Origin of the sequence: Noviherbaspirillum sp. (genome assembly GCF_035654295.1) — a bacterium.
Lineage (GTDB): Bacteria > Pseudomonadota > Gammaproteobacteria > Burkholderiales > Burkholderiaceae_D > Noviherbaspirillum.
Genome location: NZ_DASRXF010000172.1, coordinates 25,580 through 46,764, shown reverse-complemented (window position 1 = coordinate 46,764; position 21,185 = coordinate 25,580). Strand labels below are relative to the sequence as shown.

Genomic DNA, 21,185 nt, shown 5'->3' with positions numbered 1-21,185 from the left:
ACGACGAGCGGCGCAAGCGTCATGAAAAACCGGAGGCGCGGTCGCATCGTGCTTACTTCAGGTAGGGCGCCAGCGCCGCTTCGTAATTGCCCTGGGCACGCAGGATCAGGTCGCACAGTTCGCGCGCCGCGCCCTGGCCGCCGCCGGCCTTGGTAACGTAATGCACCCGCGATTTCACTTCCCCGTGTCCGTTCGGCACGCTCGCGGCAAAGCCGACGCGCATCAGGATGGGCAGGTCGATCACGTCGTCGCCGACGAAGCCGCATTCTTCCTTGCCGATGCCGGTTTTCGCCAGCAGGTCTTCGAATGCCTCGAGCTTGTCGTGCACGCCCTGGAACAGGTAGGGAATGCCGAGGTCGGCCGCGCGCTTGGCGACGATCGCCGACTTGCGCGCGCTGATGATCGCAGTCGCCACGCCGGACTGCTGCAGCAGCTTGATGCCGTGTCCGTCCAGCACATTGAAGGTCTTGATCATCTCGCCGTCGGGGGCGTAATGGAGGCTGCCGTCCGTCAGGATGCCGTCGACGTCGAATATCATGAGACGGATGCGCGCCGCCCTTGCCATTGCCTCTTGCATCAGATCACCTTCGCATGCGTCAGGTCGTGGATGTGCAGCGCGCCGACCAGCTTGCCGTCGCCATCGGCGACCAGCAGTTGGTTGATACGGAAATGTTCCATCAGTTCGACGGCTTCGACCGCGAGCTGGTCGGGGCTGACGGTGCGCGGGTTGGCGTGCATGACGTCGGCCATTTTCAGCTTGCCGAAGTCCTGCGCCTTCTCGATCAGGCGGCGCAGGTCGCCGTCGGTGAAGATGCCGACCGCGCGGCCTTCGTCGTCCACCACGGCGGTCATCGCCATGCCCTTGCGGGTAATTTCGAGCAGCGCGGTCGGCAGCATCACATCGGGCTTGACCGATGGTATTGCCGCTCCGGAGCGCATCACGTCGCGCACGTGCGTCAGCAGGCGCCGCCCAAGCGCTCCGCCCGGGTGGGAGCGGGCGAAATCCTCCTCGCGGAATCCGCGGGCGTCCAGCAAGGCCACCGCCAGCGCGTCGCCCAGCGCCAGCGTGGCGGTCGTGCTCGCGGTCGGCGCCAGGTTCAGCGGGCAGGCTTCCTTGTCGACATGGACGTTGAGATGGATATCGGCCAGCTGCGCCAGGCGAGAGGCATCGTTGCCGGTGATCGCGATCAGCTTGGCGCCCATGCGCTTGATGATGGGGATGATGGAAACGAATTCGGCCGCTTCGCCGGAATACGAAATCGCGATGACGGCGTCGTTCTCGGTGATCATGCCAAGGTCGCCGTGCAGGGCTTCCGCCGCATGGACAAACAGCGCGGGCGTGCCGGTGGATGCCAGCGTGGCCGCGATCTTGCGCGCAATATGGCCGGATTTCCCGATGCCCGACACGACCACGCGGCCGCTGCAGTGCAGCAGCAGCATCATGGCCTTGGCAAAGTTGTCATCGGGCTCGTCGGAGAGCCGGCTTTTCAGCGCGAGCAGGGCGTCTGCTTCGATTTGAATGGTCTCGCGTGCGAGCGCCAGTGCGCGTTGCGCATTTTTCGCATCGAAGTCTTTCGGCAAGGTTTTTGCATCGGTTACACTCATGCCGGAAGTATAGCTGAATTACGAAAGCAAAAAATCTGCCAGTCATAACAAAAAGTTGGGCTTTGACGACTGTCAACGGCTGTTTTTGTTTCGTAAGCCCTTCATTTTTAAGCGATCGTGCAAACGGGAAAAAGATGTCTGCAAGGACGGCCCGCGTACACCGCTATCGACTGCTCCTATAAGAATTAATGTTCTCGGCCCTCGAACTCACGCTGATCCTGCTGACTGCCGCCGTGCTCGGCGTGGTGGCGTTCCGCATGCTGCACCTGCCGCCGATGCTGGGCTACCTGGTGGTCGGCATCGTGATCGGTCCGTTCGGATTCGGGCTGGCGGAGCAGAGCGACACCACGCATGTGCTGGCCGAGTTCGGCGTGGTCTTCCTGATGTTTTCGATCGGGCTGGAATTCTCGCTGCCGAAACTGGTTTCCATGCGGCGCACGGTCTTCGGCCTCGGCATGGCGCAGGTGCTGCTCACGATCGCGGCCACCATGCTGTTCGGCTGGCTCGTGGCGCAACTCCTGCCGCAGATGATCGACATCAGCTGGCGCGCGGCTTTCGCCCTCGGCGGCGCACTTGCCATGTCTTCCACCGCGATCGTCTCCAAGCTGCTTACCGAACGGCTGGAACTCGACAGCCCGCACGGCAGGCAGATCTTCGGCATCCTTCTGTTCCAGGATCTGGCCGTCGTGCCCTTGCTGATCCTGGTGCCGGCGCTGGCGAAGAATACCGACAACCTGCTGCCGACCCTGGCATTGGCGGCCATGAAGGCAGGCATCGTGCTCGTACTGCTGCTCGTGATCGGCCAGCGCCTGATGCGCAGCTGGTTCCACATCGTCGTCAAGCGCCGTTCGCAGGAATTGTTCATGCTCAACCTGCTGCTCATTACGCTGGGGGCGGCGTGGATCACGGAAAAGGCAGGGCTGTCGCTGGCGCTCGGTGCATTCGTCGCCGGCATGCTGATCTCGGAAACCGAATACAGGCACCAGGTGGAAGAAGACATCAAGCCCTTCCGCGATGTGCTGCTCGGCCTGTTTTTCATTACCGTCGGCATGCTGCTGAACGTGCGGCTGGTGCTGGAGAACTGGTGGCTGGTGCTGCTGCTCCTGACCGCCCCCGTGCTGCTGAAATTCGCGCTGATCGCCGGGCTCACGAAATTGACCGGCGCGTCGACGGGTACCGCCCTGCGAACCGGCCTCGGCCTTGCGCAGGCAGGTGAATTCGGCTTCGTGCTGCTCAATCAGGCGGGCGGCCTGCAACTGATGGATCCGCTGCTGATCCAGCTCATCCTGGCGTCGATGGTGCTGTCGATGCTGGTGGCGCCGTTCCTCATCGCCAATTCGGATGCGATCGTGATGAAGCTGTCCGCCAATGAGTGGATGTTGCAATCCCTGGCGCTGACGCAGATCGCCACGCGCACCATGACCACCCAGAAGCATGTGCTGATCGCCGGCTTCGGCCGCACCGGGCAGAGCCTTGCCAAGCTGCTGGAGGAAGAGGGCATCGCCTACCACGCGCTCGACCTCGATCCGGATCGCGTGCGCGAGGCGCAGGCGGCCGGCGCGAATGTTTCCTATGGCGATGCCGCGCGGCGCGAAAGCCTGGTGGCGGCGGGCATCCATCGCGCGGCGGCGCTCGTCGTCACCTATGCCAGCACGCCCTCGGCGCTGAAAGTCCTGCACTTCGCGCATGAACTCGCGCCGTCCCTGCCGGTGATCGTCCGCAGTCATGACGATTCCGACCTCGACAAGCTGCGCGAGGCCGGCGCGGCGGAAGTCGTGCCGGAAGCTATCGAAGGCAGCCTCATGCTTGCCTCGCATGCGCTGGTGATGCTGGGCGTGCCGCTGCGGCGCGTGGTGCACCGCGTGCAGGCCGCGCGCGACGAGCGCTATGCTTCATTGCGCGGTTATTTCCATGGCGCCAGCGACGCGCCCGAGGATGCGGAACACCTGCACGTGCGGCTGCATTCGGTGACCCTGCCCGAAGGCGCGAAGGCGGTCGGCAAGATGCTCGCCTCGCTCAAGCTGGGCGAGATCGGCGCCGAAGTCACGATCGTCCGGCGCGGCAAGAGCCGTATCGAGGTCAAGCCGGAGACCGTCCTGCACGCCGGCGACATCATCGTGTTGCGCGGCACGACCGAGGGCGTGGCGCGGGCGGAAGAGAGCCTCCTCAAGTAAGCGCGTCCTGCCTTGCGAGGAGGAAACGAAATCCCGCATATCTCGCTACAATGCAGGGAGTACTCCTCGCCGTCTCCGAAAGAAATCCATGCAAGTGTTTGAGCGCATCCTAGGCATCATCCTGCCGGTCTTCATCATCATCGCGGTCGGTTACGGCTATGCACGCGTGCGCGGCGAGCGTGTCAGGAATGACATGGCATCGGTCAATCGCGTCAGCATGGATGTGTTGTGCCCGCTGCTGGTATTCACTGCGCTCGCAGCCAAGGATTTCGATCTCGTCCACAACGGCATGCTGATCCTGGCGGGTGTCATCATCTCGCTGGGCTCCGGCCTGATCGCATGGCCGGTCGCGCGGCTGCTCGGCTACGACGTGCGCACCTTCATTCCGCCCATGATGTACAACAACTGCGGCAACATGGGCCTGCCGCTCGCCGTGCTGGCCTTCGGCACCTCGGGCCTGGCCGCAGCGGTGGCGCTGTTCATGGCCTGCAATCTGATCTACTTCTCGGCCGGCATCAAGATCATCGAAAGCGGGCGCAACTACCACACGCCGATGTGGAAATTCCTGGTGAGCCCGATGATGCTGGCGATGATGGTCGGCATGGTGTTCGCCGTTTTCCGCATCACGCTGCCCACGCCGCTGATGCAGGCGCTGAAGATGCTCGGCGATGCTTGTATCCCCATCATGCTGTTTGCGCTCGGCGTGCGCATGCTCGATGTCAATTTCAAGAGCTGGCACATCGGCCTGGTGGGAGCGATCGTGTGCCCGGTGGGCGGACTGGCCGTCGCCTGGCTGCTGGACGGAGCGCTGACCCTGACCGACGCGCAGCGCGGCCAGATGTACCTGTTCGCGTCGCTGCCTCCCGCCGTGTTCTGCTTCATGGTGGCGGAACAGTACAAGCAGGAGCCGGACAAGGTGGCATCGATCGTCCTGCTCGGGAATCTTGCCGCGCTGGCCTTTGTGCCGCTCGGGCTGTGGATGGGATTGCCGCGCTGATTGATACGTCAGGCGGTACGGCGGACCTCGAACCGCCCCACGGCGAAGGATGAGGCATCCGCGTCATTGACGACAACGTCCTTCACCCGCGCCGCCGAAGGGCAGCGCCTGGCCCATGCAATGATGTTTTCGACAGCTTCCGGATCACCCTCGACCACCGCCTCGACCGAGCCGTCGGCGCGGTTGCGCACCCAGCCGGAAAGGCGCAGGGCGCGCGCCTGCGCCTCGAAGGAGGCGCGATAGCCGACGCCTTGCACCAGTCCGACGATACGCAGGTGGGCCGCCATCGCTTTTCCTTTCCTTATTTTTTCTTCAGCATCGGCGCCAGGTACTTGCCCGTCACGCTGGCCGCATTCTTCGCCACGTCTTCCGGCGTGCCGGCCGCAATGATCCGGCCGCCGCCTGCGCCGCCTTCCGGCCCGAGGTCGACGATCCAGTCGGCCGTCTTGATCACGTCCAGGTTGTGCTCGATGATCACCACCGTATTGCCCTGGTCGCGCAGGCGGTGGATCACTTTCAGCAGCAGGTCGATGTCATGGAAGTGCAGGCCGGTGGTCGGCTCGTCCAGGATGTAGAGGGTGCGGCCCGTATCGCGCTTGGACAGTTCCAGCGACAGCTTCACGCGCTGGGCCTCGCCGCCCGACAAGGTGGTCGCGCTCTGGCCGAGGCGGATGTAGCCGAGGCCGACGTCGAGCAGGGTCTGCAGCTTGCGCGCAACGACCGGCACGGGCTTGAAGAATTCATGCGCTTCCTCGACCGTCATCTCCAGTACTTCATGGATGTTCTTGCCCTTGTACTGGACTTCCAGCGTCTCGCGGTTGTAGCGCTTGCCGTGGCAGACATCGCAGGGCACATACACGTCGGGCAGGAAGTGCATTTCCACCTTGAGCACGCCGTCGCCCTGGCAAGCCTCGCAGCGCCCGCCCTTGACGTTGAATGAAAAGCGCCCGGCGCTGTAGCCGCGCTCTTTCGCCGCCGGCACTTCCGAGAACAGATCGCGGATCGGCGTGAAGACGCCGGTATACGTCGCCGGATTCGAGCGCGGCGTGCGGCCGATCGGCGCCTGGTCGACGGAGATGACCTTGTCGAAATGCTCCAGCCCGCTGATCGTTTCATAGGGCGAGGGCTCCGTCTGCGAACCGTACAAGTGGCGCGAGGCGGCGTGGTACAACGTATCGTTGACCAGCGTCGATTTGCCCGAGCCGGACACGCCGGTCACGCAGGTCAGCAATCCGACCGGCAGTTCCAGTGCCACGTCCTTCAGGTTATTGCCGGAGGCGCCGGTGATCACGAGCTGGCGCTCGGGATCGGGCGCGGTGCGCTTCTTCGGCACAAGGATCGCCAGCGTCCCGTTCAGGTATTTCGCGGTCAGCGACTTCTTGTTCTTGAGGATGTCCGGAAGCGGTCCCTTGGCGATCACTTCGCCGCCATGCACGCCCGCGCCCACGCCCATGTCGACGATGAAGTCGGCGCATCGGATCGCATCCTCGTCATGCTCGACCACCAGCACGCTGTTGCCGATGTCGCGCAAATGCTTGAGCGTGTTGATCAGCCGGTCGTTGTCGCGCTGGTGCAGGCCGATGGAGGGCTCGTCCAGCACATACATCACGCCGGTCAGGCCGGAGCCGATCTGCGATGCCAGACGGATGCGCTGCGCCTCGCCGCCGGACAGCGTGTCCGCGCTGCGCTCCAGCGACAGGTAATCGAGGCCCACGTTGTTCAGGAACTTCAGGCGCGACACGATTTCCTTGATGATGCGGTCGGCGATCTCCTTCTTCGCGCCGGTGAGCTTGAGCTTCTCGAAGAATTCCAGCGTGTCGCGCAGCGGCGTGATCGCCACTTCGTGAATGGAGCGTTCCTGCTTGCCGGTGCCCACCTTCACATAGCGCGCTTCCACGCGCAGGCGCGCCCCCTTGCAGGTCGGACATTCCTTCTGGTTGATGAACTTCGCCAGTTCTTCCTTCACCGCGATGGAATCGGTTTCGCGATAGCGGCGCTGCAGGTTGTTCACCACGCCTTCGAAGGTATGCTCGCGCACCACCGCGCGGCCGCGCTCATTGATGTAGGTGAACGGAATCGTCTGGCGGCCGGAACCGTACAGCACTGCCTGCTGCGCCGCATCCGGCAGTTTCTCGAAGGGCATGTCGATGTCGAAGCGGTAGTGCTCGGCGATGTTCGACAGCATCTGGAAATAGAACTGGTTGCGCCGGTCCCAGCCCTTGATCGCACCGCTGGCGAGCGACAGGTTGGGGAAGGCGACGATGCGCTTCGGGTCGAAGAATTCGATATGGCCGAGGCCGTCGCATTCCGGGCAGGCGCCCATCGGATTATTGAACGAGAACAGGCGCGGCTCCAGTTCCTGCAGCGAGTAGCCGCAGGTCGGGCAGGCGAACTTGTTGGAGAACAGCTGTTCCTTGCCGCTGTCCATTTCGAGCGCAATCGCGCGGCCCTCGGCGAGACGCAGCGCGGTTTCGAAGCTCTCCGCCAGGCGCTGCTTCACGTCCGCCTTGACCTTCAGGCGGTCGATGACGACATCGATGGTGTGCTTCTCGGTTTTCTTCAGCTTCGGCAGGTCATCCACTTCGTAGATGCGCGCGGCATGCGTGCCGCTCTGGATGCGGAAGCGGACAAAGCCCTGCGCCTGCATTTCCTCGAACAGGTCCACATGCTCGCCCTTGCGATTGGCGACGACCGGCGCCAGGATCATCAGCTTGGTGTCTTCCGGCATGGCCAGCACGGCGTCCACCATCTGCGACACGGACTGCGCGGCCAGCGGGTTTTCCGGATGGTCGGGGCAGTACGGCGTGCCGACGCGCGCATACAGCAGGCGCAGGTAGTCGTGGATCTCGGTGACGGTGCCGACGGTGGAGCGGGGGTTGTGCGACGTGGCTTTCTGTTCGATCGAGATCGCCGGGGACAGGCCTTCGATCAGGTCCACATCCGGCTTCTCCATCAATTGCAGGAACTGGCGTGCGTACGCCGACAGCGATTCCACATAGCGGCGCTGTCCTTCTGCGTAGAGGGTGTCGAATGCGAGCGACGATTTTCCGGAACCGGACAGACCGGTAATGACGATCAACTGATTGCGCGGCAATTCCAGGTTGATGTTCTTCAGATTATGCGTGCGCGCACCGCGAATTCTTATTTCTTCCATGAACTGCTTTCAACATGCGCCCAACTGGGCTTTATACGGGTCAACCTGATACTATAACGGGTTTTGGGCTTCGCCGTATCTGCCCACGCCACCCTGTTTTCTACGCCTGATGTCATCGATTCCTTCCGTCGAACCCAGTCCCCGCATGTCGCCCCTGGAAATCCGGGCCAGCGCCTCGCTTGCATCGATCTTTGCGCTGCGCATGCTCGGCATGTTCCTGATCCTGCCCGTCTTTGCCGTCCATGCAAGATCGCTGCCGGGTGGTGACAGCGCGACAATGGTCGGCCTGGCAATGGGAATCTACGGCCTGACCCAATCGTTCGGGCAGATCCCGTTCGGCGCCGCCTCCGACAAGTACGGGCGCAAGCGGGTCATCATCATCGGCCTGGTGCTGTTCGCCCTCGGTTCGTTCATCGCGGCGGCGGCAAGCAATCTGACGTGGGTGATTGTCGGCCGCGCCATCCAGGGCGCCGGAGCGATTTCGGCAGCGGTGACCGCATTCATCGCCGACTCCACGCGCGACGAGCACCGCACCAAGGCGATGGCCATGGTGGGCGGATCGATCGGGCTGACTTTCGCCGTCTCGCTGGTCGCGGCGCCCGCGATGTACAAACTGATCGGCATGGAAGGCTTGTTTGCGCTGACCGGCATCTTGTCCCTGCTGGCCATCCTTGTGGTGTTATATGTCGTGCCGCCGGCGCCGCCGAAACCTCCGGTGCAGAGCGTGCCGTTCTCCGAAGTGCTTTCCAACCGCGAGCTGATGCGCCTGAACTATGGCGTGTTTGCCCTGCACGTCACGCAGATGGCCATGTTCGTGGTCGTACCCTCGGCCCTGGTTCAGTATGCGGACATTCCGCTACCCAGCCATTGGAAGGTTTACCTGCCGGTAGTGCTGGTCTCGTTCGCGCTCATGATGCCGCCGCTGCTGGCGGGCGAGAAGCGGGGCATGATGAAACAAGTGTTTCTCGGCGCCATTGCCTTGATGGCAATCGTCCAGGCCGGCCTGTGGATGTTCCTGTCCAACCCGACCATGCCCTCCGCGGTCCTGATTATTTTGTTGCTGCTCTTCTTCATATCCTTCAACATATTGGAAGCCTGCCAGCCTTCGCTGGTGTCGCGCATTGCGCCGCCGGCCGCGAAAGGGGCGGCGCTCGGCGTGTACAACACCTTGCAGGCGCTGGGTCTGTTCTGCGGCGGTGCGCTCGGCGGATGGCTGCAGCAGCATGCCGGCGCAGCGTCCGTGTTCGCCCTGGGCGGTGTGCTCACAATTGTCTGGATTATAATTGCCGCCACCATGAAGAACGTGCCCCGCCGCGGCGCTGCCGCGGCCTGACCTGCATTGTCCGCACACAACCGTTTTGTTTGATTCAGCTTTAGGAGAAATTTATGGCCTCGGTTAACAAAGTCATCATCGTCGGCAACCTGGGGCGCGACCCGGAAACGCGCTACATGCCGAACGGCGATGCCGTCACCAATGTTGCAGTCGCGACCACCGAAAGCTGGAAAGACAAGAACACCGGCGAGAAGAAAGAGTTGACCGAGTGGCATCGCATCACCTTCTACCGCAAGCTGGCCGAAATCGCCGGCCAGTACCTGAAGAAGGGTTCCCAGGTCTACGTCGAAGGCCGCCTGCAGACCCGCAAGTGGACGGACAAGGATGGCGTGGAACGCTACACCACCGAAATCATCGCCGACACCATGCAGATGCTGGGTAGCCGCCAGGGCATGGGCGGCGGCGGTGGCGGCGCCTCGATGGACGACGATTACGGCGGCGCGCCCGCGCCGCGCCAGAGTTCCGGCGGCGGCGGTGGAGGTGCAGCGCGTCCCGCATCCCGCCCCGCGCCGAACTTCAGCGACATGGACGACGACATCCCGTTCTGATGTCCTTCCGGACCGCATGCAAAAGCCCCGCCGCGCGCGGGGCTTTTTTTTCAGTTGAATCAAGCTTTTGTGACTTTTTCTGCATTTTCTGCAATAACATGCGCCTGCAATTTATGTTTCTTCTCTACAATTTGTTAAGATGACTTAAGCAGCGGACCGGCACTGATCCGCGCTCCATCCCAATTCCTGTTTCAGCCAATGTTTTCCATTCGTCGTGACCGGCCAGATGCATTAGCCCAGCCCCAATTGGAAAGCCTCATGGAGGCGGCCGGCGACGCGGTATTCCGCCTCGATACGCAAGGAGCGATCCTGTACGCGAGCCGCCGGGCTGCGGATTTGACCGGATCGCCGGAACTGGCGGGCCGTTCGCTGGCTGAACTTGTCGAACCCGCCGACCGTCCCGCGCTGGACGCCCTGGTTGTACAGGCGCGGACGGCAAGCCAGCCGCGCAAGTCCAATCTGCGGATCCAGGCCGCAAACGGGGTGCTATGGATCGAGCTGCAGGTCTCCGCCTATGCCGCCGCCGGCGGCGAAACCGAATTGCTGGCTGTCGGACGCGACATCTCCGGGCAGCAGGCGACCGAAGAGCGCCTGCGCCACATGGCCACGCACGATGCCCTTACCGGGCTGCCGAACCGCTCCCTGCTGTCGGACCGCATCCGCATGGGAATTGCCCATTCGCGGCGGACCGGCGAGGGATTTGCCGTGCTCGCGCTTGACCTGGATGGTTTCAAGAAAGTCAATGACGCCCTCGGCCATCCGGTCGGCGATGCCCTCTTGCGCGTCGCCGCGATGCGCCTGTCCGAGACCTTGCGCGATGTCGATACCCTTGCCCGCGTCGGCGGCGACGAATTCGTCGCCGTGCTGCCCGGCGCCATCACGGAAGGCGAGATCCAGGTCATCGCGCGGCGCATGATCTCCACCATGCAGCTTCCCTTCGAGATCCAGGGCCACACCCTGTATGTGGGGACTTCGATCGGGGCGGCGGTATTTCCGGAACACGGCGACAGCGAGGTCAAGCTGCTGGCGCATGCCGACACGGCGATGTACCGCGCCAAAGAGACGGGCAAGGCGCGCTGCGTCATCTACAGCCACCACCGGTTCAACCAGCCCGAGCACGACGTCTCGATGGAGGCCGCGATGTTCCAGGGCGTGCGGGACGGCGAATTCCTCCTGCACTACCAGCCCATCGTCAACGCCCGGAGCCGCCAGATCGTGGGCTTCGAGGCATTGATGCGCTGGAGCCGGCCGGGGCAGGGGATGGTGTCGCCGGCACAGTTCATCCCGATGGCCGAGAGCAATGGACTGATCAACCTGCTCGGCGCGTGGGCGCTCAAGGCCGCCTGCGTGCAGATCAGGCGCTTCGAGGAAGCGGCCGGGCGGCCGCTGTATGTGTCGGTCAACGTCAGCCCGCGCCAGTTCCGAAACGACCAGTTCCTGGACATCATGGACGAGGCGATGAAGCTGTCCGGCCTGGACGGCCAAAAGCTGCTTCTCGAAATCACGGAAGGCATCCTGATGTCGGACCCTGAGCATGCCGAGTCGCTGCTCAACGCCATGGCCGCCCGCAACGTGCGCATTGCCATCGATGACTTCGGCACCGGCTATTCGTCTCTGGCCTACCTGAAGCGCTTCCCGATCGCCACGTTGAAGATCGACCGCGCCTTCATCAAGGACCTGCCGGCCTCGGTCAAGGACGTGGCTATCTGCAATGTGGTGCTGAGCCTGGCAAGCCACCTCAATTTGACCACCGTTGCCGAAGGCGTGGAGAGCGAAGAGCAATTGCAGTTCCTCGCCGCGCACGGCTGCGGCATGATCCAGGGCTACCTCACCGGCCGCCCGCTGCTGCCGGAGCAAGCGATCGAATTACTCAAGAGCGGACGGCCCGTGAAGCAGGATGCCGTTGCAATCGAATAGCGAACAGAGCGAATGACTGCATTGAACCCGTCCGTTTCGGCAGACCCCGACAAGACGATGGAACTCATCTGGGCGCGTTCGCGCCAGCGCGGCGACCTGCCCGGGTTTTCCAAGGTCGTCACGGCGATCATTGCCGCCATGCGCGGCGATGACGATCGCGAATTCAACATGACACGAACCGTATTGCAGGATCCGGCGCTGACGCAAAAGGTCCTGCGGCTGGCCAACAGTGCGATGTATTCGGTCTTCGGGCAGGGCATCAATACGGTGTCCAAGGCCGTCATTGTCCTCGGGACGGAAGCGATCGGGCATCTGGCGCTGGGGTTGAAGCTGATCGACGGCTTGTCCGCGGCGTCCTCCGAGTCGGCGCTGGCCCGTGCGGAGCTGGAAAAATCGGTCATGGCGGGACATATCGCACGGCAGGTGGTCGCATCGACCAGCACGCGCGACACCGAGGAAGCCGTCGTCTGCTCAATGCTGCATTCCCTCGGGCGCATGCTTGTCACTTTCTACCTGCCCGAGTATTGGCAGCGGATCAGGGCGACCGCCGCCGAAAAGGGGGGCGATGAAAACCGCGCCGCCTCGGAGATCCTCGGTCTCGGGCTGGACGAAGTCGGCCGCCTGGCGGGACAACAATGGGGGCTGCCGGCCGCGCTGGTGGATACCTTCAAGGACATGCCGCCCCGGCCCGTCGGTGAGCCGCTCGACCACACGGACTGGCTCACGGCCGTTTCCACGCTGTCTTCCCGCTTCGCCGAGGCCTTGTGCAAGGAGGATGGATCCAGGCAGGCGGCCCTTGCCGGCCTTGCGGAAAGCTATGCCGACATGCTGGGCCTGGAGAAGGAGCTGCTCATCGCCGCAGTGGAAACCGCGCAGCAGGTTGCCGCGGACGAAGATGCGGTGACCATCAAGCCGCTCATGCCCGCTTCCGCTGCTGGGGCCGCCCTTGCCGGCAAGCCCGCCGACGCCGCGGGCGTCCTGGCGCGCGGCGCCGCTGAAATGCGTGGTGTGCAGCAGACGGCAACGCCCAGCCAGCTCATGTCGCTGGCCCTGGAAACCGTCTACCAGGGGCTTGGATTTACGCGCGTCGTCGCTTTTCTGCGCGACGCCGAGCATGCAAGTTACGCCGCCCACTTGTGTCTAGGGGAGGGTGGGCAGGAACTGCTGCCGCGCCTCGTTTTCGGCGACGCCTACGAACCCGATGTCTTCCACGCCGCGCTTGCCAATGACAAGATGATTTTTGTCGAGAATGCGCAGGCGCCGGCTTTTGCCAGCAAGGTGCCGCGCTGGTGGAAGGATGCGCTGCCGACGGTACGCAGTTTCATGGTGCTGCCGCTGACCGTGAACCGCCATCCGATCGGCTTCATCTACGGCGACTGGGACCGCAGCAAGCCCGCGGCCCGTATCGAGCAGGTCGAGGTCGGGCCCCTGAACGAGATCCGCACCCTCGTATCGGCCATGATTGAACAGCGGCGCCAGGCAGAGCCGGCCTGGATACGCAAGCTGTTCTGAACCCCCTCGACGCGTTTGCGCTAGCACAAACCTTCCGGCAAGTTTTGCCGCCGATAATGTTATCAAATGGTAAATTGCTTATCCTTTTGAAAACAATGAGGCGGATAAATGGAAACCTGGGTTTTCGTATCTATTGTCTTTGCCGGTTTGCTTGGATGGTTTGCACTGACGCGCGAAATGCCGGCGCGCTATCGGAAGAAAAACATGTTGACCGGCGGGGAGCGCGATTTCTATTTTCGTTTGCGCAACGCCCTGCCCGAATGCCACGTCTGTCCGAAAGTTGCCGTTTCCGCACTTGTCGAGCCGGCCGGTATGGGGAAGCTGCGTCAGCAGGCGGTGAATGCACTGGGCGGCAAGCGCGTCGGCTACGCCGTTTTTGATGGAGACATGGAATTGCTGGCCGTGGTGGAGCTGGCGCACCGGTCGCGCCCGACGCGGTTGGAGCGTATGCGCGAGGCATGCTTCGCGAGCGCCGGGATCAGGACACTCAGGTTCCCGGCCAAGCGCCTGCCGTCCGAAGCCAGGATACGCTCGAGCATCTTTGACCGCAGGTCGGCACGGAGCAGCCCGGATGTGCGGCCGGCCGCCGACAAGGAACTCGAGTTCCGCAAGACGCCATGGCGAAATACCGCCAACGCGCATCTCTGACCCCTGCGAAAGCGCCACGCCACAGGATAAAATCGCCACTGCCGCCGCCAACCCGGCTGCGGCATTGACGATCACGCCATGGCCAGACTTCCGCGACTTGTCGTACCCAACCAGCCGCACCACATCATCCAGCGCGGCAACGACAAACAGACCATTTTCCGGGATACCGAGGACTACACCAGTTTTCTCGCCTGGCTCAAGGAAGCTGCGCGGCACTTCAAGCTTGCCGTGCACGCGTACGCACTGCTCCCCGACCACCTCCACGTGCTCGTCACGCCGGCCGACGATGCCGGCCTCGGAAAGATGATGCAATGGATCGGCCGGCACTATGTCCCTTATTTCAACAGCAAGTATCAGCGGACGGGTACCCTATGGCAGGGGCGGTACCGTGCAACGGTGATTGATTCGGAACAATACTTCCTGCTCTGCAGCCGCTACATCGAATCCCATCCCGTGCGTGCCGGACTGGCCGCCTCGCCGGAAGACTATCCCTGGACGAGCATCGCCCACCACATCGGCGTAAAGCCCGATCCACTGATCACCGACCACCCCGTGTATTGGGCGCTTGGCAACACACCGTTCGACCGCGAGGCAAGTTACAAGTCGCTGCTCGATCTTGGCATCAGCCAGCGGGAAGCGGAGGTCGTCACCGAGGCAACCTTGAAGGGATGGCCGCTGGGTTCGGAAAAGTTCAAGGCAGCTCTGGCCAAGCAGGTCAACCGGCGCGTCGAGCCCGCGAAGCGGGGGCGTCCGCGGCGCACTGATTCCGATCCGAAAACCTCCACAAGTCCTTAAAAATCAAAAAGTTGTCAAAACACGCACGCGTGCTCGGCTTCACTCTGTCCCTAATTAAAAATGCACACAAATCGTGCGTGATTTAAAACGACTCCGACCCCTTTTATTTCAGTTGAACTAACTGTTGCACTGCACTATCCTTCAAAGCTCGATATCACCAAAAGTAGCGGAGAACGCTTATGCACGCGCAAGGTCTTTACGATCCCAATAACGAACACGACGCTTGCGGCGTCGGTTTCGTCGCCCATATCAAAGGCAAGAAAAGCCATTCCATCGTTGAACAAGGCTTGCTGATCCTGAAAAACCTCGATCACCGGGGTGCTGTCGGCGCCGACAAACTGATGGGCGACGGCGCGGGTATCCTGATCCAGATCCCGGACCAGTACTATCGTGAAGAAATGGCGAAGCAGGGCGTGACCCTCCCGCCGCCCGGCGAATACGGTGTTGGCATGGTGTTCCTGCCCAAGGAAAACGCCTCGCGCATTGCCTGCGAGCAGGAAATCGAGCGCGCCGTCCTCGCCGAAGGCCAGGTCGTCCTCGGCTGGCGCGACGTGCCCATCGACCTCGATATGCCGATGTCGCCCACGGTCCGCGCCAAAGAGCCGGTCATCCGCCAGATCTTCATCGGCCGCGGCCCGGACATCATGGTGACCGACGCGCTGGAGCGCAAGCTGTACGTGATCCGCAAGTCGTCCGGCCACGCGATCCAGGCGCTGAACCTGCTGCACGGCAAGGAATTCTTCGTGCCGTCGATGTCGGCACGCACCGTCGTCTACAAAGGCCTGCTGCTGGCCGACCAGGTCGGCGTGTACTACAAGGACCTGCAAGACCCGCGCTGCATTTCTGCGCTCGCCCTCGTGCACCAGCGCTTCTCCACGAACACCTTCCCGGAGTGGCCGCTGGCCCACCCCTACCGCCTGATCGCGCACAACGGCGAAATCAATACGGTCAAGGGCAACTTCAACTGGATGCGTGCCCGCGAAGGCGTGATGAAGTCCGCCGTGCTGGGTGAAGACCTGCAGAAGCTGTTCCCGCTGATTTATGAAGGCCAGTCCGACACCGCCTGCTTCGACAACGCGCTCGAACTGCTGCTCATGGCCGGCTACCCGATCGCCCAGGCAATGATGATGATGATTCCGGAAGCGTGGGAAAACCACACGCTGATGGATGACAACCGCCGCGCCTTCTACGAATACCACGCCGCGATGATGGAGCCGTGGGACGGCCCCGCCGCGATGGCATTCACCGATGGCCGTCATATCGGTGGCACCCTCGACCGCAACGGCCTGCGCCCGGCACGCTACATCGTGACCGACGACGACCTCGTCGTGATGGCCTCCGAATCCGGCGTGCTGCCGATCCCCGAGTCGAAGATCATCAAGAAATGGCGCCTGCAGCCGGGCAAGATGTTCCTGATCGACCTCGACGCCGGCCGCATCATCGACGACAAGGAACTGAAGGATACCTACGCCAACGCCAAGCCGTACAAGCAGTGGATCGATTCCGTGCGCATCAAGCTCGATGAGCTCGAGAACGCGCAGGAAGAGCCGAAGTCCGCAGTCCCCCTGCTGGACCGCCAGCAAGCGTTCGGCTACACCCAGGAAGACATCAAGTTCCTGATGGCGCCGATGGCCGCCGGCGGCGAAGAAGCGGTCGGTTCGATGGGCAATGACTCGCCGCTGGCCGTCATGTCCAACAAGAACAAGACGCTGTACAACTACTTCAAGCAGCTGTTCGCCCAGGTGACCAACCCGCCGATCGACCCGATCCGCGAAGCCATGGTCATGTCGCTCGTGTCCTTCATCGGCCCGCGCCCGAACCTGCTCGACACCAACAACATCAACCCGCCAATGCGTCTGGAAGTGTCGCAGCCTGTGCTCGACTACGCCGACATGGCCAAGCTGCGCAACATCAGCCAGTACACCGGCGGCAAGTTCAAGTCCTATGAACTGAACATCTGCTACCCGGTCGCATGGGGCAAGGAAGGCATCGAAGCGCGCCTCGCCTCCCTCTGCGCGAAGGCAGTCGATGCGGTCAAGTCCGGCCACAACATCCTGATCATCTCCGACCGCAAGTTCGATGCGGACCAGGTGGCGATCCCGTCGCTGCTGGCAACCTCGGCCATCCACCTGCACCTCGTGAGCAAGGGCCTGCGCACCTCCACCGGCCTGGTGGTCGAGACCGGTTCGGCACGCGAGACGCACCACTTCGCGCTGCTCGCCGGCTATGGCGCGGAAGCCGTCCATCCCTACCTCGCGATGGACACGCTGACCGAACTGGCCAAGGGCCTGCCGGGCGAGCTCTCCGCTGAAAAGGCGATCTACAACTTCCAGAAGGCGATCGGCAAGGGCCTGATGAAGGTCATGTCCAAGATGGGCATCTCGACCTACATGTCCTACTGCGGCGCGCAGATCTTTGAAGCCATCGGCCTGAACAAGGCGCTGGTCGACAAGTATTTCAAGGGCACCGCATCGAACGTCGAAGGCATCGGCGTGTTCGAGATCGCCGAGGAAGCGCTGCGCCTGCACCGCCTGGCCTTCGGCAACGACCCAGTCCTGGCCAATGCGCTGGACGCCGGCGGCGAGTACGCCTTCCGCGTGCGCGGCGAAGACCACATGTGGACGCCGGATGCGATCGCCAAGCTGCAGCATTCGACCCGTTCGAACAATTTCAACACGTACAAAGAGTACGCGCAGATCATCAACGACCAGTCCAAGCGCCACATGACGCTGCGTGGCCTGTTCGAATTCAAGATCGATCCGTCCAAGGCGATCTCGATCGATGAAGTCGAACCGGCGAAGGAAATCGTCAAGCGTTTCGCCACCGGCGCCATGTCGCTCGGCTCGATCTCGACCGAAGCGCACGCCACGCTGGCCATCGCGATGAACCGCATCGGCGGCAAGTCGAACACCGGTGAAGGCGGCGAAGACGAAAACCGCTATCGCCAGGAACTGAAGGGCATTCCGATCAAGAAGGGCGAGACCCTCGCTTCCGTGATCGGCAAGGACCGCGTCGAAGTCGACCTGCCGCTGCAGGAAGGCGATTCGCTGCGCTCCAAGATCAAGCAGGTGGCGTCCGGCCGTTTCGGCGTGACCACCGAGTACCTCACTTCCGCCGACCAGATCCAGATCAAGATGGCACAAGGCGCGAAGCCGGGCGAAGGCGGCCAGCTGCCGGGCCACAAGGTGTCCGAGTACATTGCGAAGCTGCGCTTCTCGGTGCCGGGCGTGGGCCTGATTTCCCCGCCGCCGCACCACGACATCTACTCGATCGAAGACCTGGCACAGCTGATCCACGACCTGAAGAACGCCAACCCGAAGGCATCGATCTCCGTGAAGCTCGTGTCTGAAGTCGGTGTCGGCACGGTTGCCGCGGGCGTCGCCAAGGCCAAGGCCGATCACGTCGTGATCGCCGGCCACGACGGCGGCACCGGCGCATCGCCGCTGTCCTCGATCAAGCACGCCGGCACGCCGTGGGAACTCGGCCTGGCCGAGACCCAGCAGACCCTGGTGCTGAACCGCCTGCGCAGCCGCATCCGCGTGCAGACCGACGGCCAGATCAAGACCGGCCGCGACGTCGTCATCGGCGCCCTGCTGGGTGCAGACGAGTTCGGCTTCGCGACCGCGCCGCTGGTCGTTGAAGGCTGCATCATGATGCGCAAGTGCCACCTGAACACCTGCCCGGTCGGCGTCGCCACCCAGGATCCGGTGCTGCGCGCCAAGTTCCAGGGCAAGCCGGAACACGTGGTGAACTACTTCTTCTTCGTTGCCGAAGAAGTCCGCCAGATCATGGCGCAGTTGGGCATCCGTACCTTCAATGAACTGATCGGCCGTTCCGACCTGCTCGACAAGTCCAAGGCAATCACGCACTGGAAGGCGAAGGGCCTGGACTTCACCAAGATCTTCTACCAGCCCGAAGTGCCGGCCTCCGAGCCGCGCTTCCAGGTGGAAGAGCAGGACCACGGCCTCGACAAGGCGCTGGACCACAAGCTGATCGCACAGGCCAGGGCGGCGCTGGAGAAGGGCGAGAAAGTGTCCTTCATCTCGCCGGTCAAGAACGTCAACCGTACCGTCGGCACCATGCTGTCGGGCGAAGTCGCGAAGAAGTACGGCCATGAAGGCCTGCCGGACGACACGATCCACATTCAGCTGCAGGGCACCGCGGGCCAATCTGCCGCCGCCTTCCTCGCACACGGCATCACGCTGGACCTGGTGGGCGAAGGCAACGACTACGTCGGCAAGGGCCTGTCGGGCGGCCGCATCATCGTGCGTCCGAACACCGAGTTCCGCGGTTGGGCCGTCGACAACATCATCATCGGCAATACCGTGCTGTACGGTGCGATTTCCGGTGAGGCCTTCTTCAATGGCGTCGCCGGCGAGCGCTTCGCGGTGCGCAACTCCGGCGCGATCACTGTCGTCGAAGGCACCGGCGACCACGGTTGCGAATACATGACCGGCGGCACCGTCGTCGTGCTGGGCGCGACCGGCCGCAATTTTGCCGCGGGCATGTCGGGCGGTATCGCCTACGTGTACGACCCGGACGGCGACTTCGCGAAGAAGTGCAACATGTCGATGGTCGCCCTCGAGCCGGTCCTGGCCAGCGCCGACCAGGAAGCGAAGATCGATCGGGCCATCTGGCACGCCACCGTACGCGGCGGCGAAGGCCAGACCGACGAAGCGATCCTGAAGGGGCTGATCGAGCGCCACTTCAAGTACACCGGCAGCACGCGCGCGCGCAACTTGCTGGATGACTGGGCGAATGCACGCGGCAAGTTCGTCAAGGTGTTCCCGACCGAGTACAAGCGGGCACTGGGCGAGCTGAACGCAGCGAAGCAGTCCAAGGAAAAGATCGCGGCCTAATTGATAAAACTATGGCAGCAGGGATCCCGCAAGCGATCCCTGTGGCCCAGACTGTGAGTAAAAAATGGGAAAAGTAACCGGCTTTCTGGAATACCAACGCCTGCAAGAGGCGAGCGAAGCGCCCACGCTGCGCAAGAAGCATTACAAGGAATTCGTGGTGCACCTGTCGGACGCCGACGCCAAGGTGCAGGGCGCGCGCTGCATGGACTGCGGCATCCCCTTCTGCAACAACGGCTGCCCGGTCAACAACATCATTCCGGACTGGAATGACCTCGTCTATCACGGCCACTACCGCGAAGCGCTGGACAACCTGCACTCGACCAACAACTTCCCGGAGTTCACCGGCCGCATCTGCCCGGCGCCCTGCGAAGCTGCCTGCACGCTCGGCATCAACAACGACCCGGTCGGCATCAAGTCCATCGAGCACTTCATCATCGACAAGGGCTGGGAAAATGGCTGGGTGAAGCCGCAGGTCCCGGCAGCGAAGACCGGCAAGAAGGTCGCCGTGGTCGGTTCCGGCCCTGCAGGCATGGCCGCTGCACAGCAGCTCGCGCGTGCCGGCCACGACGTGACCGTGTTCGAGAAGAGCGACCGTATCGGCGGCCTGCTGCGCTACGGCATTCCCGACTTCAAGATGGAGAAGTCGCACATCGACCGCCGCGTCGAGCAGATGAAGGCAGAAGGCGTGACCTTCCGCACCGGCGTCTTCGTCGGCAAGGATTTCACCCCGAACGTCTACAACTGGGCGAAGGAAACCGTCTCGCCGGAACAGCTGAAGAAGGATTTCGACGCGATCGTGATCGCCGGCGGCGCCGAGCTGCCGCGCGACCTGCCGGTTCCCGGCCGCGAGCTGAAGGGCGTGCACTTCGCCATGGAATTCCTGCCGCTGCAAAACAAGGTCAACGCCGGCGACAAGGTGAAGGACCAGATCATGGCGACCGGCAAGCATGTCGTCGTCATCGGCGGCGGCGACACCGGCTCCGACTGCGTGGGCACCTCGAACCGCCACGGCGCAGCCTCCGTGACCCAGTTCGAACTGCTGCCGCAGCCGCCCGAGCAGGAAAACAAGCCGCTGGTCTGGCCGTACTGGCCCACCAAGCTGCGCACCTCTTCCTCGCACGAGGAAGGCTGCGAGCGCGACTGGGCGGTGGCGACCAAGCGCCTTGAAGGCAAGAACGGCAAGGTGGACAAGCTGATCGCCGCGCGCGTCGAGTGGAAAGACGGGAAGATGGTGGAAGTGCCGAATTCCGAGTTCGAACTCAAGGCCGACCTCGTGCTGCTGGCAATGGGCTTCGTATCGCCGGTGCAGCAGGTGCTGGACGCGTTCGGCGTCGACAAGGATGCCCGCGGCAACGCCAGGGCAACGACCGACGGCGACGGCTGCTACAAGACCTCGGTCGACAAGGTGTTCGCGGCCGGTGACATGCGCCGCGGCCAGTCGCTCGTGGTATGGGCGATCCGCGAAGGCCGCCAGTGCGCGCGCGCCGTCGACGAGTTCCTGATGGGCTCCTCGGTCCTGCCGCGCTAAGCAAGTCTTTGTCCGGAAAACCCGCCGCACCGCAAGGTCCGGCGGGTTTTATGTTTTTTGCAACATGTTACACAGGACAAACGGCTTGAAAACGGGTTTTGCTCTACAATCTAAC

The 21,185-nt window shown here is 62.9% G+C and carries 14 protein-coding genes; 10 read left to right on the top strand and 4 right to left on the bottom strand.

Annotated features, from left to right (window positions below):
* Positions 1-52: 52 nt before the first annotated feature.
* Together VFF99_RS16515 and VFF99_RS16510 are read right to left on the bottom strand one after the other, a co-directional pair.
* Entirely contained in the window at positions 53-577 is a 525-nt protein-coding gene (locus tag VFF99_RS16515; RefSeq protein ID WP_325019803.1) for an HAD family hydrolase, read from the bottom strand.
* Positions 577-1,605 (bottom strand): KpsF/GutQ family sugar-phosphate isomerase, encoded by a 1,029-nt coding sequence (locus VFF99_RS16510; RefSeq protein ID WP_325019801.1) that lies wholly within the window; start codon positions 1,603-1,605, stop codon positions 577-579. Before VFF99_RS16510 ends, VFF99_RS16515 begins: the two co-directional genes overlap by 1 nt.
* Before the next feature lie 188 nt (positions 1,606-1,793).
* Between VFF99_RS16510 and VFF99_RS16505 the strand changes: the two genes are divergently transcribed.
* Positions 1,794-3,779: a monovalent cation:proton antiporter-2 (CPA2) family protein gene (locus tag VFF99_RS16505; RefSeq protein ID WP_325019800.1), complete on the top strand. Its 1,986-nt coding sequence runs from the start codon at positions 1,794-1,796 to the stop codon at positions 3,777-3,779.
* A gap of 88 nt (positions 3,780-3,867) precedes the next feature.
* Positions 3,868-4,776, top strand: coding sequence for an AEC family transporter (locus VFF99_RS16500; RefSeq protein WP_325019798.1), 909 nt, complete (start codon positions 3,868-3,870; stop codon positions 4,774-4,776).
* Positions 4,777-4,784: 8 nt separating this feature from the next.
* Here the strand turns inward: VFF99_RS16500 and VFF99_RS16495 are convergent, their stop codons facing one another.
* Together VFF99_RS16495 and uvrA are read right to left on the bottom strand one after the other, a co-directional pair.
* Entirely contained in the window at positions 4,785-5,063 is a 279-nt protein-coding gene (locus VFF99_RS16495; RefSeq protein ID WP_325019796.1) for an acylphosphatase, read from the bottom strand.
* 14 nt (positions 5,064-5,077) lie between these two features.
* Positions 5,078-7,930, bottom strand: coding sequence for an excinuclease ABC subunit UvrA (gene uvrA, locus VFF99_RS16490; protein ID WP_325019794.1), 2,853 nt, complete (start codon positions 7,928-7,930; stop codon positions 5,078-5,080).
* A 145-nt stretch (positions 7,931-8,075) separates the two neighbouring features.
* On the opposite strand from uvrA, the gene VFF99_RS16485 reads away from it, so the two are divergent.
* The 8 genes from VFF99_RS16485 to VFF99_RS16450 all read left to right on the top strand — a co-directional run bounded on the left by VFF99_RS16485 (position 8,076) and on the right by VFF99_RS16450 (position 21,070).
* The gene (locus VFF99_RS16485; RefSeq protein WP_325019792.1) at positions 8,076-9,263 is read left to right on the top strand and encodes an MFS transporter; all 1,188 of its coding nucleotides are present in this window, start codon (positions 8,076-8,078) and stop codon (positions 9,261-9,263) included.
* A gap of 53 nt (positions 9,264-9,316) precedes the next feature.
* Positions 9,317-9,811, top strand: coding sequence for a single-stranded DNA-binding protein (ssb, locus tag VFF99_RS16480; RefSeq protein ID WP_325019790.1), 495 nt, complete (start codon positions 9,317-9,319; stop codon positions 9,809-9,811).
* 258 nt (positions 9,812-10,069) lie between these two features.
* Positions 10,070-11,728, top strand: a complete 1,659-nt coding sequence (locus VFF99_RS16475) for a putative bifunctional diguanylate cyclase/phosphodiesterase (protein ID WP_414691550.1) — start codon at positions 10,070-10,072, stop codon at positions 11,726-11,728.
* 12 nt (positions 11,729-11,740) lie between these two features.
* Complete coding sequence (locus tag VFF99_RS16470) at positions 11,741-13,240, top strand: HDOD domain-containing protein (RefSeq protein WP_325019786.1); 1,500 nt, start codon at positions 11,741-11,743, stop codon at positions 13,238-13,240.
* A 108-nt stretch (positions 13,241-13,348) separates the two neighbouring features.
* The gene (locus VFF99_RS16465) at positions 13,349-13,888 is read left to right on the top strand and encodes a DUF2726 domain-containing protein (RefSeq protein ID WP_325019784.1); all 540 of its coding nucleotides are present in this window, start codon (positions 13,349-13,351) and stop codon (positions 13,886-13,888) included.
* A 78-nt stretch (positions 13,889-13,966) separates the two neighbouring features.
* Positions 13,967-14,683, top strand: coding sequence for a transposase (locus VFF99_RS16460; protein WP_325019783.1), 717 nt, complete (start codon positions 13,967-13,969; stop codon positions 14,681-14,683).
* 179 nt (positions 14,684-14,862) lie between these two features.
* A complete protein-coding gene (locus VFF99_RS16455; protein ID WP_325019781.1) occupies positions 14,863-19,542 on the top strand; it encodes a glutamate synthase-related protein in 4,680 nt (1,559 codons plus the stop codon).
* 64 nt (positions 19,543-19,606) lie between these two features.
* The gene (locus VFF99_RS16450) at positions 19,607-21,070 is read left to right on the top strand and encodes a glutamate synthase subunit beta (RefSeq protein ID WP_325019779.1); all 1,464 of its coding nucleotides are present in this window, start codon (positions 19,607-19,609) and stop codon (positions 21,068-21,070) included.
* Positions 21,071-21,185 lie beyond the last annotated feature (115 nt).

Excerpts from the sequence above, each read along its gene's own strand:
- VFF99_RS16515 (WP_325019803.1), bottom strand. The coding sequence starts at position 577 with ATGCAAGAGGCAATGGCAAGGGCGGCGCGCATCCGTCTCATGATATTC.
- VFF99_RS16510 (WP_325019801.1), bottom strand. The coding sequence starts at position 1,605 with ATGAGTGTAACCGATGCAAAAACCTTGCCGAAAGACTTCGATGCGAAA.
- VFF99_RS16505 (WP_325019800.1), top strand. The coding sequence starts at position 1,794 with ATGTTCTCGGCCCTCGAACTCACGCTGATCCTGCTGACTGCCGCCGTG.
- VFF99_RS16500 (WP_325019798.1), top strand. The coding sequence starts at position 3,868 with ATGCAAGTGTTTGAGCGCATCCTAGGCATCATCCTGCCGGTCTTCATC.
- VFF99_RS16495 (WP_325019796.1), bottom strand. The coding sequence starts at position 5,063 with ATGGCGGCCCACCTGCGTATCGTCGGACTGGTGCAAGGCGTCGGCTAT.
- uvrA (WP_325019794.1), bottom strand. The coding sequence starts at position 7,930 with ATGGAAGAAATAAGAATTCGCGGTGCGCGCACGCATAATCTGAAGAAC.
- VFF99_RS16485 (WP_325019792.1), top strand. The coding sequence starts at position 8,076 with ATGTCGCCCCTGGAAATCCGGGCCAGCGCCTCGCTTGCATCGATCTTT.
- ssb (WP_325019790.1), top strand. The coding sequence starts at position 9,317 with ATGGCCTCGGTTAACAAAGTCATCATCGTCGGCAACCTGGGGCGCGAC.
- VFF99_RS16475 (WP_414691550.1), top strand. The coding sequence starts at position 10,070 with ATGGAGGCGGCCGGCGACGCGGTATTCCGCCTCGATACGCAAGGAGCG.
- VFF99_RS16470 (WP_325019786.1), top strand. The coding sequence starts at position 11,741 with ATGACTGCATTGAACCCGTCCGTTTCGGCAGACCCCGACAAGACGATG.
- VFF99_RS16465 (WP_325019784.1), top strand. The coding sequence starts at position 13,349 with ATGGAAACCTGGGTTTTCGTATCTATTGTCTTTGCCGGTTTGCTTGGA.
- VFF99_RS16460 (WP_325019783.1), top strand. The coding sequence starts at position 13,967 with ATGGCCAGACTTCCGCGACTTGTCGTACCCAACCAGCCGCACCACATC.
- VFF99_RS16455 (WP_325019781.1), top strand. The coding sequence starts at position 14,863 with ATGCACGCGCAAGGTCTTTACGATCCCAATAACGAACACGACGCTTGC.
- VFF99_RS16450 (WP_325019779.1), top strand. The coding sequence starts at position 19,607 with ATGGGAAAAGTAACCGGCTTTCTGGAATACCAACGCCTGCAAGAGGCG.